Genomic DNA, 14763 nt, shown 5'->3' on the forward strand with positions numbered 1-14763 from the left:
AAATGCGGCAAGTCAGGCATACTATCGCGCTGAGCCAGCATCATGCTAGCCGAACCAGAATACACGCGTTTTCCGCCCGGCCGGGCGGCGAGCGTTTTCCACCGACAGCACACAAGGAGTCAACATGACCATCAAGATCGGCGACACCCTGCCAGAAGGCACCCTGGCCGAATTCATCGAAAGCGAAACCGAAGGTTGCGCACTGGGCCCGAACACGTTCAACGTGCAAGACTTGGTCAAGGGCAAGAAGATCGCCATCTTCGGCCTGCCAGGCGCGTACACCCCGACCTGCTCCGCACAGCACGTGCCAGGCTACGTCAAGCACGCTGCCGACCTGAAAGCCAAGGGCGTCGATGAAATCTGGTGCATCTCCGTCAACGACGCGTTCGTGATGGGTGCCTGGGGCCGTGACCAGAAAGCCACCGGCGTGGTGCGCATGATGGCTGACGGCAATGCCGCCTACAGCAAGGCCCTGGGCCTGGACGCCGATTTTTCCAAGCATGGCATGGGTACGCGCTCGCAGCGCTACTCGCTGCTGGTCGACAATGGCGTCGTGACGCAATTGAACATCGAGCAAGGCGGCAAGTTTGAAGTGTCGAATGCCGAGACCTTGCTGAGCCAGCTGGCCTAAGCAGATCGCAGGTTGGCGTAGGCCAGACGTAGGTCGGCGTAGGTCGGCTTAGCGCAGCGTAAGCCGACGAGCGGAATTGGCATCACGTTTGCTCTGGCATTGTTGGATTACGCGCTGCGCGCTAATCCAACCTACGCAATAAAAAACGGCGCCATCGGCGCCGTTTTTACGTTTACTGTACTGAGGGTTTCGTCGCCTCGAACATGGCCGCATCGATGCTGAACGAATAATCGTCCTGCAGCGCGAAATACCGGCGCGCTTCCTCGGGCGCGCCATCGAACAGGTTGCGGATGGCCGCCACTCTTTCGATCGGCGTGCGCATGCGCGCCACCCACTCGTCGAACTGCATCGTCAGTTTCCACACGCTGCGCAAGCTGTGCGTAAAGCCCGCGTTATCGAACTTGGCGCCCCATTCGCAGGTGCGGTAGTCGCGCACGTGCGAAGCGTCGCGCAGCATTTCCACCGCCTGCAGCGTGCTGTCGTACAGGGCCGTTTTCGGCGCGACGATGTCGACCACTAATAAGGTGCCGTTCGGGCGCAGCACGCGCCACGCTTCGGCCAGGGCTCCCGCCACATCGTTCCAGTGATGCGCGGAAAAGCGCGTGACGACCATGTCGAAGCTGGCGTCGGCAAACGGCAGGCGGGCCACATCGCCCTGCTGCGTGCTGATGTTGTGCAAGCCGCGCTGCGCCCTGGCGTGGTCGACCACGTCGAGCATGGGCTGCGCCAGATCGTAGGCGACGACGGAAGCTGCCACGGGGGCGACGGCAAAGCTGGCGTGGCCTGCGCCGCAGCCCAGGTCCAGGACGACGGGCTTGCCGTGGCGGCGCGCGCATTCCTGCATCAGCACCAGGTCGGCGCCTTGCGCATGTACGGCGCTGCTCAGGTAGGCATTGGCCGTCTTGCCAAACTGTTCGGTAACGACATCGTGCTGCTGCATGGTTTTCTCCTGTTGATGGGTGAGTTCCTGCAGAATAGGGATAAAATTATCCTGTAACAAGACCATAACTTATACTGGTATATCTACTACCATGCACCGCTGTCATGTCGAACAAACTTGCTGAATTCATCCGCGCCCGGCGCGAAGCCGTCACCCCCGCCATGGCTGGCTTGCCCGGCGGCGGGCGGCGGCGCACGCCGGGCTTGCGGCGCGAAGAGCTGGCACAGCTGTGCGATGTCAGTCCCACCTGGCTGACGTGGCTGGAGCAGGGGCGGCCCGTGTCGGCATCGGCCAGGATGCTGGCGCGCCTGGCGCAGGTGCTGCAGCTGAGCACGGCCGAGCGCGCCTATCTGTTCGAGGTGGCCGACAAGCATGACCCCAGCCACGGGACAGGCGAGGGCAGTGGTCCTGCGGTCGCCGAGCTGGCCGCCATCGTTGCCGCCATCGACGCGCCCGCGTACATCCTCGACCGCGCATGGAATGCCGTGGCGTGGAACGGGGCGGCATCCACCTTGTTTGCCGGCTGGCTGCATGGCGATGCGGCCGCACCGAACCAGCTGCGCTTCATGTTCCTGGACGCGGGGGCGCGCGACCTGGTCATCGGCTGGCCTGAACGGGCGCAGCGCCTGGTGGCGGAGTTCCGCGCCGATATCGGCCGGCAGGCGGACCAGGCGCCGCTGGCCGGCCTGATCGCGGAACTGGCTGACGCCAGTTTTGAATTTCGCCTATGGTGGGGCGCGCAGCAGGTGCAGGGCCGCGATGGCGGCTTGCGCCAGTTCCAGCATGCGCAACAGGGACTGCTGGCGTTCAATCAGGTGACCCTGCACCTGGCGCGCCAGCATGAACTGAAACTGGTGATGCTGTTGCCTGTGTCATAAGGTAAAACGGCCGCGCTTGTTATAATCTGGCTGACCGCCTGGCCCTGCCTTTCCAGACCATGCTGTCCTGGCTCCGGCCGTCGCCATGATGACGGTCCCGCTCTTTCGCCAGGAGTCTGTCCTGATACCCCGCAATCAAAACCTGCGCAGCATCTATGTGATGCTGATCGCCGTCGCCATGTTTTCCCTGATGGACACGGCCATGAAGCTGTTGTCCGCCCATTATCCTCCCATGCAGGTGACGGCCTTGCGCGCCCTGTCGTCGTTGCCGCTCGTCTGCCTGTACCTGCTGTACCGCGGCGCCTTCAAGAACGTGCTGAAGGTGCGCTGGCCGCTGCACTTGCTGCGCGGCGCCCTGGGCGTGCTGATGATCACGCTGTTCGCCTACGGCTTGAAGCGCATGTCGCTGGCCGAGACATATGCGCTGTTCTTTGTTGCCCCCTTGTTCATCACGGTCCTGTCGGTGTTTATCCTCAAGGAAAAAGTCGACTTTGCGCGCTGGTGCGCCATCGCCGTGGGCCTGCTGGGCGTGCTGGTGGCGCTGCGCCCCGACGGTTCGGGATTCTTTTCGCTGGCCGGGCTGGCCGTGCTGGGCTCGGCCGCCTGTTACGCCATTTCCGCCGTGACGGGACGCATCCTGAGCCGCACGGACGCCAGCGAAAGCATGGTCTTCTGGCTGATGGTGATGATGGCCCTCGGCGGTGTGGCCCTGTCGGCGCATGAGTGGGTGAGTATCCGCCGCGAAGATTGGTGGCTGCTGGCAGGCTTGTCACTGAGTGGCTTCCTGGGCCAGTTGGCCATCACGGAAGCATTTCGCCATGGCAAGGCGTCCAGCGTGGCGCCGTTCGAATACTCGGCCCTGGCATGGGGCATGGCCCTGGACTGGATGCTGTGGCGTGCCTTGCCCGACGAATATACCCTGATCGGCGCGGCCATCATCATCGGCAGCGGCATTTATCTGGTACGCCGCGAAGCCGTGCATGCGGAAAGCGAACATCCGTGATGAGCCGTTGTGGTATTTCTGGCGTGGGCGATGCCGCGCCGCAACGAAAATCCGGCAAATAGATATAATCGACAGATGTTAAAACAACGCACTATCAAACAACAGGTCCGCACCATCGGTGTCGGTTTGCACTCTGGCACCAAGGTCGAGCTGATCTTGCGTCCTGCCGCGATCGATACGGGCATCGTATTTCGCCGCATCGACCTCGATCCCATCGTCGAGTTTCCCGCCAGCGCCATGGCCGTGGGCGATACGCGCATGGCTTCCGTGCTGATCAAGGATGGCGCCAGGGTTTCCACCGTGGAACATCTGATGTCGGCGGCGGCCGGCCTGGGTGTCGACAATATGTACATCGACGTGAATGCGGAAGAAATTCCCATCATGGACGGTTCCGCCTCGTCCTTCGTCTACCTGCTGCAGCAGGCGGGCGTGGAAGAGCAGCAGGCGCCAAAGAAATTCATCAAGGTCATCAAGCCGGTGGAAGTGCGTCACGGCAAGGGCGACGCCGAGAAATGGGCGCGCTTGTCGCCGTACGACGGCTTCAAGCTCGATTTCTTCATCGAATTCAACCATCCTGCCGTCGATGGCACGATGCAGCGCGCTTCCGTGGATTTTGGCGACGTGTCGTATGTGCATGACGTGGCGCGCGCGCGCACCTTCGGTTTCATGCAGGACGTGGAAAGCTTGCGCGGCATGGGCCTGGCCCGTGGCGGTTCGCTGGAAAACGCCATCGTCATGGACGAGTACCGCATCCTCAACGCCGATGGCTTGCGCTATGAAGACGAGTTCGTGCGCCACAAGATCCTCGACGCCATCGGCGACCTGTACCTGGTGGGCCATCCCCTGCTCGCGTACTACACGGCGCACAAGTCGGGCCACGCGCTGAACAACCAGCTGCTGCTGGCGCTGCTGGAGCAGCCGGAATCCTATGAAATCGTGTCGTTCGCCACGAACGAGGCGGCGCCGCAGTCGTATCTTCGTCAAATGGAACGCGAGTGGTCGTTGACGTAGGTCGGATTAGGCCGCAGGCCGTAATCCGACAACCCCGCAGGCGCCAACAATGTTGTCGGATTACGGCCCGAAGGGCCTAATCCGACCTACGTGCTGCCGCCTGGCGTTGCTAATCTTTTGGTTCTCGGTGGTGGCGGACCATATTGCGCAGCGCCGCGATCAATTGCTCGTTCTGTTTCGACGCGGGCAGGGCCGTGCTCAGCTCTTCCAGGGCCGACATGGCTTTTTCCGGCAAGACCAGCGCCCGCGTATGCACGATGGGCGCGATGCTCTTGATGACTTGCACTTTCAGCTTGATGCCTGAAATCTGCCAGCCCTTTCTTTCCAGTTCCCCTTGCAGTTTCGGCAATTGCTGCTTGAGCTTGGCCGCCAGCGCCGCGTTCGGCGTGGCCAGCACGAGCTGGCCGCCCTCGAATTGCAGGATGTCGCAATGCTCGAACATGGCCGGCAAGGCCTTGGCGCAATCTTTTTGCAGGGCGGCCAGGCGCGTGACGGTGGGCATCAGGGAGGCCATCGTTGCATTGCCGCGCAGAAAATCGGTTGCGCCCGTGACGGCCGGGCCTGAACGGGCAAAGCCGTAGCCGCGGCGCGGTGCCGGAGAATAAGTGGGAGTTCGCATGGCCGAAACATAGCACACTCGCCCGCGCATGACGAGTGCGGCGGCGGGTGCGGCGCAGGCGGGCGGGCCGTATTGCCTTACAGTATGGAAAATGTCCGCAATTTCTGCCATTTGTTTGTCATTAAGCTATTGTTATATGGCGCATTACCCCAACCATGTCGGGAACGCATGATAAAATCATCGTCTTTTGCCATAGTCGAACTCCGTGCGGTGACGCGATTACTACCTCGTTGTTCCCTACCGAGCTTTTTTTAACGGCGTTTTTTCAAGAATTCAAGCATGTCATTACTGACCCAGATTTTCGGTAGCCGCAACCAGCGGCTGCTCAAGCAATACCAAAAAACGGTACGCGAGATCAATGCGCTCGAGCCGGCCATCGAAAAGCTGTCGGATGCCGAGCTGCAAGCGAAGACGCCTGCCTTCAAGGAACGCATCGCCGCTGGCGAATCGCTCGATGCCTTGTTGCCGGAAGCATTTGCCGTCTGCCGCGAGGCCAGCAAGCGCGTCCTGCGCATGCGCCATTTCGATGTGCAGATGATCGGCGGCATGGTCTTGCATTTCGGTAAGATCGCGGAGATGGGCACGGGCGAGGGCAAGACCCTGATGGCAACCTTGCCAGCCTACCTGAATGCCTTGTCGGGCAAGGGCGTGCATATCGTCACCGTCAATGATTACCTGGCGCAGCGCGATGCCGAGACCATGGGCCGCCTGTATGCATGGCTGGGCCTGTCGACTGGCGTAAACATGTCGCAGATGGAGCACAGCGCCAAGCAACAGGCGTACAACTCCGACATCACGTATGGCACGAATAACGAATTCGGTTTCGACTTCCTGCGCGACAACATGGTCTACGAAGCGCGCGAGCGCGTGCAGCGCAGCCTGAACTTCGGCATCGTCGATGAAGTCGACTCGATCCTGATCGATGAAGCGCGTACGCCGCTGATCATTTCGGGCCAGGCCGAGAACCATACGGACCTGTATCACAAGATCAATGAAGTGCCTGCGCGCCTGACTTTGCAGATCGGCGAAGAAACGCCGGACGGCAAGGGTAAGGTTGACGTGCCGGGCGACTATACCAAGGATGAAAAAGCGCACCAGGTGCTGCTGACGGAAGCCGGCCACGAAAAGGCCGAAGGCATCCTGATGGAGATGGGCCTGCTGCCGGAAGGCGCTTCGCTGTACGACTCGGCCAACATCACCCTCGTGCACCACCTGTATGCGGCCCTGCGCGCGCATGCGCTGTACTTCAAGGATCAGCACTATGTGGTGCAGAACAATGAAGTGGTGATCGTCGATGAATTCACGGGCCGTCTGATGACGGGCCGCCGCTGGTCCGATGGCTTGCACCAGGCCGTCGAAGCGAAGGAAGGCGTCAAGATCCAGAACGAGAACCAGACCCTGGCCTCGATCACCTTCCAGAACTACTTCCGCATGTACGCCAAGCTGGCCGGCATGACGGGCACGGCCGATACCGAAGCATACGAATTCCAGGAAATCTACGGCCTGGAAACGGTCGTGATCCCGCAAAACCGTCCGCTGCAGCGCAAGGACCGCCAGGATCAGGTCTACAAATCGTCGGCGGAAAAATACAACGCGATGTTGAACGACATCCGCGACTGCTACGAGCGCGGCCAGCCCGTGCTGGTGGGCACGACCTCGATCGAGAACTCGGAACTGCTGTCGGGCATCCTGACCAAGGCCGGCTTGCCGCACAACGTGCTGAACGCGAAGCAGCATGCGCGCGAAGCGGAAATCATCGCCCAGGCAGGCCGTCCGAAAGCCATCACCATCGCCACCAACATGGCCGGTCGCGGTACCGACATCGTGTTGGGCGGTAACGTCGAAAACCAGATCAAGTTCATCGAAGCCAATGCTGAACTGAGCGACGCCGACAAGGCAGCCCAGTCGCAGACCTTGCGCGATGAATGGCAGTCACTGCACGACCACGTGGTCAATGCGGGCGGCTTGCACATCATCGGCACCGAACGCCACGAATCGCGCCGCGTCGACAATCAGCTGCGTGGCCGTGCCGGCCGCCAGGGCGATCCGGGTTCGTCGCGCTTCTACCTGTCGCTCGACGACGCGCTGCTGCGCATCTTCGCCGGCGACCGCGTGCGCGCCGTGATGGACCGTTTGAAAATGCCGGAAGGCGAACCGATCGAGGCAGGCATCGTCTCGCGTTCGATCGAATCGGCCCAGCGCAAGGTGGAAGCGCGCAACTTCGACATCCGCAAGCAATTGCTGGAATACGATGACGTCGCCAACGACCAGCGCAAAGTCATCTACCAGCAGCGTAACGAGCTGCTGGAAACGACCGATATTTCCGACATGATCGCTTCCTTGCGTCACGGCGTGTTCACCGACCTGGTGCACGCGTACGTGCCGCACGAATCGGTGGAAGAGCAGTGGGATATCAAGGGCCTGGAAAACACCCTGGCCGGCGAATGGCAGCTCGACTTGCCGCTGCAGCAGATGCTGGAAGCCGATTCGACCCTGACGGACGACGAGATCCTGGAAAAAGTGCTGGCCGCGGCCGATGCCGTGTACCAGTCGAAGATCGATATCGTCGGCAAGGAATCGTTTGGCGGCTTCGAACGCAATGTCATGCTGCAAAGCGTGGACAGCCACTGGCGCGAACACCTGGCGGCGCTCGATCACCTGCGCCAGGGTATTCACCTGCGCGGTTATGCGCAGAAGAACCCGAAACAGGAATACAAGCGCGAAGCGTTTGAACTGTTTGGCCAGATGCTCGACATGATCAAGAACGACGTCACGAAACACGTGATGACGGTACGCATCCAGTCGCGCGAAGAAGTCGATGCAGCCGAACAGGCAATGCAGCAGTCGCACGTGGAAAACGTGCACTACCAGCACGCCGAATTCGACCCGAACGCTGCGCCGGAAGAGCTGCTGGCGCCTGTGGCCGGCGGCAACATGGACAACGTCGACGACATGAGCGTGAGCATGGGCGTCAAGGTTGGCCGTAACGACCCATGCCCTTGCGGCAGCGGCAAGAAGTACAAGGCTTGCCACGGCAAGCTGGCGTAAAGCCCGCTGCATGGCCTGAACAAAAACGGAGACCACGGTCTCCGTTTTTTTATGTCCGGAATGTCTTGCGCGGTCCCGGCTCAGGGAAAGGCCCAGTATTGCGGCGCCTGCGAGGGAATGCCCTTCAAGCCGCCGCGATTTTTTGCCCGTTGCCCAGTCTTGATCATGGTGGCGATATCGGTCAGCAAGACGCGGTTGCTGGCGAAGTAATCGTGCCCCATGAAGTTCATGATGACGGCCGAGGCATCGACGAGCTCCATGCCGGGGATGCTGACGACGGGGCCGCGGATGTCGCCTATCCTGTCCCAGTCGGCAAAATTGTAGGAAGCGCGGATGGCCTTGTCGTTCGCGGAAGCGTACAGGGTGGCGGGGAGCTTGAGGCTGGCAAAACGGGGGGCGATCTGGTCGCGGAAGACATCGGCATTGATGTCAGGCGCTGCCAGCACCACCTGCTTGAACAGGGGCAGCAGTTCGGGGCGTTTTTCCAGCAGGTTGGCCAGGGCGACGGTCATCGGGCGGTTGCCCATGCTGTGGGCGATGAGGTAGATATCGGTGGCGGACGAGTGCGCCGCGAAGTCGGCCAGGAAGGCTTGCAGGTGCGCCTGCGTCCATTCGGCCGAATTCTGGTCGTATTCATAGCCGGCCAAGGTGCCTTTCGATGGCCAGCTGTAGAACACGGGCAGGGCGCCGATATCGAGGTCGACCGCCATCTGCGCCGTGCGCCGCGCGGCGTCGTCAAAGGAGTTGCTGTAGCCATGGATGTAGATGAAGGCGGCGTGCCGTTCCGGCGCGGCCTGTATCTTGGCCTTGACGGTGGCGAGAAAATCCTCGCGCGACAGGCGCGTGGCTTCCTTGATCAGCACATATTTTTGCGCATTGTCGCTGGAAAGGATGGCGTACCAGGGCGGCAACGGCAGTTCGCCCGGCGCTCTTTTTTCAGGGATGCTGACGAGGACGCTGCCGTAGCTCAGGTGGGGCGCGGCGCGGTTGGGCTGCCAGCCATAGCTGCGGCTGCTGGCCTGGTATTGCCTGTCGGTGGCGTAGTACACCGTGACGTGCATGGCGCCGGCCGGCGGTGGATCGTTGCCAGGCTTGGCCATGCCGCTACTGCCCGTGAGCATGCCGCTGCTGCCGGTCAGGTTGCCCAGGTTGCCGACCAAACCGCCGATGCCTGACCATGAGCTGCTCCATGGAAAGGTTGGCGGTGGCCGTCGCACCCCGCTCGTGGGTGGAAATTCTGCGGCAGGCGGCGTTTCAGCGGCAGGCGGCGCTGTGGATGCCAGATCGGTGGCGCGGCCGATGGCATGATCGGCCGCTTCACCTGGCAGCGTACAGGCCGTCAACGAGGCCAGCAGGCAAAACAGGAAGCATAAACACCATAGACGTAACGGGCGTGCCGAGCCTGAATCGCTGCGATGCATGCGGTAGGGTTTTCCGTGCGCCATGACATCCCCTCCCCAGGCGCTTGTGCGAGACGCGTGATCGTCGGTTCTTACACCTTAGCGCCGCCAGGCGGCGGCGTTCTGATAAATCGCAAGCCTGGTCATGTTGCCGACCGGCTTCGCGACTGCCCTGGCCGGCGCGACGATTCCCTTGCCGCATGTTCACCCGAGCCGCGAAGGCGCTACAATAGCGCTTCCATTTTCCCTCGCAGAAGAAATCACCATGGCCGTCAATTCTCCCAAGCCCGTCGCCGCCGACTTGAAAGCCGTCGCCGGCATTGAAATCGGTGTTGCCGAAGCCGGCATCAAGAAACCCAACCGCAAGGATTTGCTGGTATTGAAACTGGCGCCGACGGCCACCGTGGCTGGCGTGTTCACCTTGAACCGCTTCTGCGCCGCGCCTGTGCAAATCTCGAAAGCCAACCTGGCCGCCGTGACGGCTGGCGCCGCGCCGATCCGCGCGCTGCTGGTCAACACGGGCAACGCGAATGCGGGCACGGGCGAATCGGGCCTGGCCGACGCGCAGGCCAGCTGCGCCGCGCTGGCCGAGCTGCTGGGCTGCACCCCGCAGCAAATCCTGCCGTTTTCCACCGGCGTGATCCTCGAACCCTTGCCTGTGCAGCGCCTGGTCGCCGGCCTGCCGCAAGCCGTGGCCGCGCTGACATCGGACAACTGGTTCTCGGCCGCCGAAGCCATCATGACGACCGACACGCAGCCGAAAGCCGGTTCGCGCACGGTCACCATCGGTGGCCACGCGGTCACCCTGACGGGCATCAGCAAGGGCGCCGGCATGATCAAGCCGAACATGGCCACCATGCTGGGTTTTGTCGCGTTTGACGCCACCGTGGCGCAACCGGTGCTGGACCAGCTGGTGAAACAGGCGGCCGACAAATCGTTCAACTGCATCACCATCGACGGCGACACGTCCACCAATGACTCGTTCATGCTGGTCGCCACGGGCGCCGGCAGCCTGGTGATCGATTCGATCGATTCGCCGCACTATGCGCAACTGGCCGCCGCCATGACCGAACTGTCTACTTTTCTCGCGCAAGCCATCGTGCGCGACGGCGAAGGCGCCACCAAGTTCATGACCGTGACCGTGGAAGACGGCCGCAACGTGGAAGAGTGCCGCAAGATCGCCTATTCCATCGCCCATTCGCCGCTGGTGAAAACGGCCTTCTTCGCCTCCGACCCGAACCTGGGCCGCATCCTGGCCGCCATCGGCTATGCGGGCGTGGACGACCTGGACGTGGGCCAATTGAACCTGTACCTGGACGACGTGTGGGTGGCCAAGAATGGCGGCCGCAACCCGGACTACCAGGAGCAGGATGGCCAGCGCGTGATGCAGCAAAGCGAAATCACCATCCGCGTGAAACTGGCGCGCGGCGATGCCACGGCCACCCTGTGGACGTGCGACCTGTCGCATGACTACGTGTCGATCAACGCCGACTACCGCTCATGACCAGCCTCGATCAATTCCTGATCCGCGCCGAGCGGGTGCTGGCGCGCCTCGAGTCGATCTTGCCGCCTGCCTTGCCGGCCACCGACTGGAACAGCTTTGCCTTCCGCTGGCGCCGGCGCCAGGGCGCGGCAAGCCATCTGCAGGCAGTGGCGCACGTGTCGTCCATCGCTCTGGATGACTTGCACAATATCGGCACGCAAAAGGCGCAGATCGAGCAGAACACGCGCCAGTTCGTGGCCAGCCGTCCGGCCAACAACGTGCTGCTGACGGGCGCGCGCGGCACGGGCAAGTCCTCGCTGATCAAGGCTTGTCTGAACCAGTTCGCCGACCAGGGCTTGCGCCTGATCGAAGTGGACAAGGCGGACCTGGCCGACCTGCCCGACATCGTCGACCTGGTGGCGGCGCGCCCCGAGCGCTTCATCATCTTTTGCGACGACCTGTCGTTCGAAGAGGGCGAGAGCGGCTACAAGGCGCTGAAAGTGGCGCTCGACGGCAGCATCGCCGCGCAATCGGACAATGTGCTGATCTACGCCACCTCGAACCGCCGTCACCTGATGCCGGAACGCATGTCGGACAACACCAGCTACAAGACGGACGACGATGGCGACCTGCATCCGGGCGAGACGGTGGAAGAGAAAATCTCGCTGTCCGAACGCTTCGGCCTGTGGCTGTCGTTCTACCCGTTCAAGCAGGACGATTACCTCGATATCACGGCGCACTGGCTCGCTTCGTTCGGCTGCACGCCGGAACAGATCGCCGCGGCGCGCGGCGACGCCCTGCGCTGGGCATTGCAGCGCGGTTCCCGTTCAGGCCGGGTGGCGTGGCAATTCGCGCGCGACTATGCTGGGAAACTACCTGCGGGAAAGTTGCCGCAATGAGTGATATGAAAGTGACACCGGTGGACGTCGCCGTCGGTATCCTGATGAAGCCGAATGGTGACGTGCTGCTGGGCCAACGCCCGGCCGGCAAGCCGTATGACGGCTATTGGGAATTTCCTGGCGGTAAAGTGGAACCGGGCGAAGCCATTTTTGACGCCTTGAAACGCGAGTTTGTCGAGGAGCTGGGCTTGCATATCGATACTGCCGAAGCCTGGTGCGGCGTCGAATACGTATATCCGCACGCCCATGTGCGCCTGCATTTCTATATCAGCCGCGAGTGGCGGGGCGAGCCGCAAAGCCTGGAAGGACAGGCGTTCGCCTGGCAAGGCACGGTCGGCGTGGAACCCTTGCTGCCGGCCACCATTCCCCTGCTGGAATGGCTGGACGAGGTACGCCGCGAATCGCTGGCGCCTGCCTGATCCCAACTTGTGCCAGCAGGCAGCAGCATGCTGCGTGCTGGCGCAAGCTTTCCTGTTACTTTCCTTGTATCGCGCGCGCTTTGCGCTACAGTGCTTTCATCACGCATTGGGGAGTCTCGCATGCCGCTGACACTGACCTTTACCGATACCGATGAATTGCTGATTGCCGCCTTGCACAAGCGTGCCCGCGCGCATGGACGCAGCATCGAGGACGAGCATCGCGACATCCTGCGCAGCGCCTTGCGGCCGCTGCCGAAGCGCCCGCTCGACGATATTTTGCGCGGCATGCCCGACGGGGGGCACGATGCGGATTTCGAGCGCCGCCCTTGAGCCATGCCCGTCTACCTGGTCGATACGGATGTGATCGTTGCAGGGCGCAAGGGCGGCGCTGCGCCGGCGGGCGTGCTCGATTTTTTTGAACGGGTGGCGCCGGAAATGCGCTATGTGCCGGTGCAGGTGATTGCGCAACTGCGCGCAGGCATACAGCGCAGCTGGCGGCGCGAGGCGGCGCTGGAAGCACTGGCGCTGGAAGGCTGGCTGGAAGCCGTGCTGTCAGAATATGCGCCGCGGCTGCTGGAATTCGACCTCGATTGCGCGCTCGTGTGTGCGCGCCTGCATGCGCGCGGCCACGCGCACGGCGTCGATGGGCAGATCGCGGCGATGGGCATCGCCTATGGCTTGACGGTGGTCAGTGGCAGACTCGACAGTTTCGCGGCGCAGGGGCTGCGTCTGGAAAATCCGTTTCGCTGAGAATTATTGCGGCTTGTTGTCTTCGTCCGCCAGCGGATCTTCGAATGGGTCGGCAGCGGGGATCGTGTATTTCTCTTCGGCCCAGGCGCCCAGGTCGATCTGCTTGCAGCGTTCCGAGCAGAAGGGGCGGTATTTGTTGGCTTCAGTCCATTCGACTTTGGCGGCACAGGTAGGGCAATTAACGACGGTCATGATGGGGCAAATAAGTAACAATTAAAAATTACAGAGCGTGAGCTCGAACGGAACATCTTCTTCCAGCGGCTTGGGTTTCAAGTCGCCACCCTGGGTGGTAAAGCGCACCCACAGCATATATTTGTTGGCGGAAATTTCCGGGATGGCGCCGCTGTTTTCATCCAGGCTCAGGCGCAGCATCTGGTACACCTTGCCTTGCAGCATTTGCTGGTAGCTGCCGCCATTGGCGATCAGTTTAACGGGTCCGCCGGAATCGCGCAGCAGGCGCAATACCAAGGCCAGCGCATCGAACAGGGGCGCCAGCGGGGCAAACCACGCGTGGATATCGGTCAGGCGCTGCTCGGAGCTGCGTTTTTGCCAGGCAAAGTAGGATGGCAAGTCGAATTCGCAGGCGCCGCCCGGAATGATGGTGCGGCCGCGGATGCTCATCAGCCATTCATTGTCGCGGATATTCTGGCCCGTCTTGCCTTGCGCCGCCACCAGGGCACCGCTGACGCTGTCGAGTTCGCCCAAGATGGCATCGAGGGTTTCCGGTTCCACATTTGGATTGCTGCGGTAGCCGAGCAGGCTTTGGCGTTGGCGCTCGAGTTCCTGCAGGAGGTCGGACTTCAGGTCGGCGCGGCCGGCCACTTCGAGCATATCGAAAATAGTTGCCAAGGCAACATGATGCTGCATTGCATGCTCTTGCTGGATGAAGAACTTGAATTTGTCGTACAGGTCTTCCAGCCGCAACAAGGTACGTATGCGTTCGTTGAAAGGGTATTCGTAGACAATCAAAATAATTCCCTTAAGTAAGGACCTGCAAACAATCCCGTGATTTTGAACCAAGCGTCGACAAATTACAAACGTTGCGGCCCGATTCCGGCCATTCTTTTTGAAAATGCCAGATATAAATCGTGCAACTGGGCAATCTGCGGCGCCAGGGCGGCCAAATCGCCATTATTGTCGATCACATCGTCCGCCGCCGCCAGGCGCATGGCGCGCGTCGCCTGCGTGGCCATGATGGCTTTGACTTGTTCTTCCGATAAGCCATTGCGCGCCATCACGCGCGACACTTGCAGGCTTTCCAGGCAGTCGATGACGAGAACCCGGTTGACCCGCTCCACCCATCCGCCGGACTCGACGAGCAGGGGCACGGCAAAGATGACGTAGCTGCCTGTCGCTTCGGCGGCCGCCGTCAGGGTCGCCTGGCGGATGCGCGGATGCAGGATGGCTTCCAGTTTCGCCTTGGCGGCGGCATCGGAAAACACGAGGTTGCGCATTCTGGTGCGGTCGAGGGCGCCGCGCGCATCGGCGTAGTCGGGGCCAAATTCCGCCACCAGGGCTGGCATGGCTGCGCCATTTTGCGCCGTCAGGCTGTGTGCGATCTGGTCGGTATCGACGATGGAGGCGCCATGCGCGGCGAACAGGTCGGCCACCGTGCTCTTGCCGCAACCGATGCCGCCGGTGAGACCCACGCTGAAATAAGGGACGTTTTGTCTTTGCATGTA

General features: G+C 61.8%; 16 protein-coding genes. 10 read left to right on the forward strand and 6 right to left on the reverse strand.

What is annotated here, in order from left to right; all coding sequences use genetic code 11:
• Positions 1-124 precede the first annotated feature (124 nt).
• Positions 125-631: a peroxiredoxin gene (locus U0004_RS05675; protein ID WP_070258862.1), complete on the forward strand. Its 507-nt coding sequence runs from the start codon at positions 125-127 to the stop codon at positions 629-631.
• A 172-nt stretch (positions 632-803) separates the two neighbouring features.
• On the opposite strand, the gene U0004_RS05680 is transcribed toward U0004_RS05675, so the two are convergent.
• Entirely contained in the window at positions 804-1571 is a 768-nt protein-coding gene (locus U0004_RS05680; protein WP_070258864.1) for a class I SAM-dependent methyltransferase, read from the reverse strand.
• A gap of 104 nt (positions 1572-1675) precedes the next feature.
• Here U0004_RS05680 and U0004_RS05685 point away from each other — a divergent pair, with 104 nt between their 5' ends.
• The 3 genes from U0004_RS05685 to lpxC all read left to right on the forward strand — a co-directional run bounded on the left by U0004_RS05685 (position 1676) and on the right by lpxC (position 4463).
• Complete coding sequence (locus U0004_RS05685; protein ID WP_070258866.1) at positions 1676-2449, forward strand: helix-turn-helix transcriptional regulator; 774 nt, start codon at positions 1676-1678, stop codon at positions 2447-2449.
• Between the two features lie 160 nt (positions 2450-2609).
• On the forward strand, positions 2610-3452 hold the full coding sequence (locus U0004_RS05690) for a DMT family transporter (protein ID WP_070258932.1): 843 nt from the start codon (positions 2610-2612) through the stop codon (positions 3450-3452).
• A gap of 75 nt (positions 3453-3527) precedes the next feature.
• Positions 3528-4463: a UDP-3-O-acyl-N-acetylglucosamine deacetylase gene (lpxC, locus tag U0004_RS05695; RefSeq protein WP_070258868.1), complete on the forward strand. Its 936-nt coding sequence runs from the start codon at positions 3528-3530 to the stop codon at positions 4461-4463.
• Between the two features lie 109 nt (positions 4464-4572).
• Here the strand turns inward: lpxC and U0004_RS05700 are convergent, their stop codons facing one another.
• A complete protein-coding gene (locus tag U0004_RS05700) occupies positions 4573-5082 on the reverse strand; it encodes a DciA family protein (protein ID WP_034748833.1) in 510 nt (169 codons plus the stop codon).
• Positions 5083-5361: 279 nt separating this feature from the next.
• On the opposite strand from U0004_RS05700, the gene secA reads away from it, so the two are divergent.
• Positions 5362-8130, forward strand: a complete 2769-nt coding sequence (secA, locus tag U0004_RS05705; protein ID WP_034784987.1) for a preprotein translocase subunit SecA — start codon at positions 5362-5364, stop codon at positions 8128-8130.
• Positions 8131-8210: 80 nt separating this feature from the next.
• Here secA and U0004_RS05710 read toward each other — a convergent pair whose 3' ends face one another.
• Entirely contained in the window at positions 8211-9290 is a 1080-nt protein-coding gene (locus tag U0004_RS05710; protein ID WP_167468631.1) for an alpha/beta hydrolase, read from the reverse strand.
• A gap of 505 nt (positions 9291-9795) precedes the next feature.
• Here U0004_RS05710 and argJ point away from each other — a divergent pair.
• The 5 genes from argJ to U0004_RS05735 all read left to right on the forward strand — a co-directional run bounded on the left by argJ (position 9796) and on the right by U0004_RS05735 (position 13081).
• Positions 9796-11034 (forward strand): bifunctional glutamate N-acetyltransferase/amino-acid acetyltransferase ArgJ, encoded by a 1239-nt coding sequence (gene argJ / locus U0004_RS05715; protein ID WP_070258936.1) that lies wholly within the window; start codon positions 9796-9798, stop codon positions 11032-11034.
• Positions 11031-11912, forward strand: a complete 882-nt coding sequence (locus tag U0004_RS05720; RefSeq protein WP_070258870.1) for an ATP-binding protein — start codon at positions 11031-11033, stop codon at positions 11910-11912. The genes argJ and U0004_RS05720 overlap by 4 nt, the downstream gene beginning before the upstream one ends.
• Positions 11909-12331, forward strand: coding sequence for an NUDIX domain-containing protein (locus U0004_RS05725; protein ID WP_070258873.1), 423 nt, complete (start codon positions 11909-11911; stop codon positions 12329-12331). The genes U0004_RS05720 and U0004_RS05725 overlap by 4 nt, the downstream gene beginning before the upstream one ends.
• 120 nt (positions 12332-12451) lie before the next feature.
• Complete coding sequence (locus U0004_RS05730; RefSeq protein WP_070258875.1) at positions 12452-12661, forward strand: FitA-like ribbon-helix-helix domain-containing protein; 210 nt, start codon at positions 12452-12454, stop codon at positions 12659-12661.
• Between the two features lie 3 nt (positions 12662-12664).
• The gene (locus tag U0004_RS05735; RefSeq protein ID WP_070258877.1) at positions 12665-13081 is read left to right on the forward strand and encodes a PIN domain-containing protein; all 417 of its coding nucleotides are present in this window, start codon (positions 12665-12667) and stop codon (positions 13079-13081) included.
• Positions 13082-13084: 3 nt separating this feature from the next.
• Here U0004_RS05735 and yacG read toward each other — a convergent pair whose 3' ends face one another.
• The 3 genes from yacG to coaE form a co-directional block, all read right to left on the reverse strand.
• Complete coding sequence (gene yacG / locus U0004_RS05740) at positions 13085-13276, reverse strand: DNA gyrase inhibitor YacG (protein ID WP_034785391.1); 192 nt, start codon at positions 13274-13276, stop codon at positions 13085-13087.
• 18 nt (positions 13277-13294) lie between these two features.
• Positions 13295-14050: a cell division protein ZapD gene (zapD, locus tag U0004_RS05745; protein WP_034748811.1), complete on the reverse strand. Its 756-nt coding sequence runs from the start codon at positions 14048-14050 to the stop codon at positions 13295-13297.
• Between the two features lie 62 nt (positions 14051-14112).
• On the reverse strand, positions 14113-14760 hold the full coding sequence (gene coaE / locus U0004_RS05750) for a dephospho-CoA kinase (protein WP_034784995.1): 648 nt from the start codon (positions 14758-14760) through the stop codon (positions 14113-14115).
• Positions 14761-14763 lie beyond the last annotated feature (3 nt).

This window comes from Janthinobacterium lividum, from assembly GCF_034424625.1.
Lineage (GTDB): Bacteria > Pseudomonadota > Gammaproteobacteria > Burkholderiales > Burkholderiaceae_D > Janthinobacterium > Janthinobacterium lividum.

Bases quoted from the DNA above. Each gene is read 5' to 3' on its own strand.
- U0004_RS05675 (WP_070258862.1), top strand. From the start codon at position 125: ATGACCATCAAGATCGGCGACACCCTGCCAGAAGGCACCCTGGCCGAA.
- U0004_RS05680 (WP_070258864.1), bottom strand. From the start codon at position 1,571: ATGCAGCAGCACGATGTCGTTACCGAACAGTTTGGCAAGACGGCCAAT.
- U0004_RS05685 (WP_070258866.1), top strand. From the start codon at position 1,676: ATGTCGAACAAACTTGCTGAATTCATCCGCGCCCGGCGCGAAGCCGTC.
- U0004_RS05690 (WP_070258932.1), top strand. From the start codon at position 2,610: ATGCTGATCGCCGTCGCCATGTTTTCCCTGATGGACACGGCCATGAAG.
- lpxC (WP_070258868.1), top strand. From the start codon at position 3,528: ATGTTAAAACAACGCACTATCAAACAACAGGTCCGCACCATCGGTGTC.
- U0004_RS05700 (WP_034748833.1), bottom strand. From the start codon at position 5,082: ATGCGAACTCCCACTTATTCTCCGGCACCGCGCCGCGGCTACGGCTTT.
- secA (WP_034784987.1), top strand. From the start codon at position 5,362: ATGTCATTACTGACCCAGATTTTCGGTAGCCGCAACCAGCGGCTGCTC.
- argJ (WP_070258936.1), top strand. From the start codon at position 9,796: ATGGCCGTCAATTCTCCCAAGCCCGTCGCCGCCGACTTGAAAGCCGTC.
- U0004_RS05720 (WP_070258870.1), top strand. From the start codon at position 11,031: ATGACCAGCCTCGATCAATTCCTGATCCGCGCCGAGCGGGTGCTGGCG.
- U0004_RS05725 (WP_070258873.1), top strand. From the start codon at position 11,909: ATGAGTGATATGAAAGTGACACCGGTGGACGTCGCCGTCGGTATCCTG.
- U0004_RS05730 (WP_070258875.1), top strand. From the start codon at position 12,452: ATGCCGCTGACACTGACCTTTACCGATACCGATGAATTGCTGATTGCC.
- U0004_RS05735 (WP_070258877.1), top strand. From the start codon at position 12,665: ATGCCCGTCTACCTGGTCGATACGGATGTGATCGTTGCAGGGCGCAAG.
- coaE (WP_034784995.1), bottom strand. From the start codon at position 14,760: ATGCAAAGACAAAACGTCCCTTATTTCAGCGTGGGTCTCACCGGCGGC.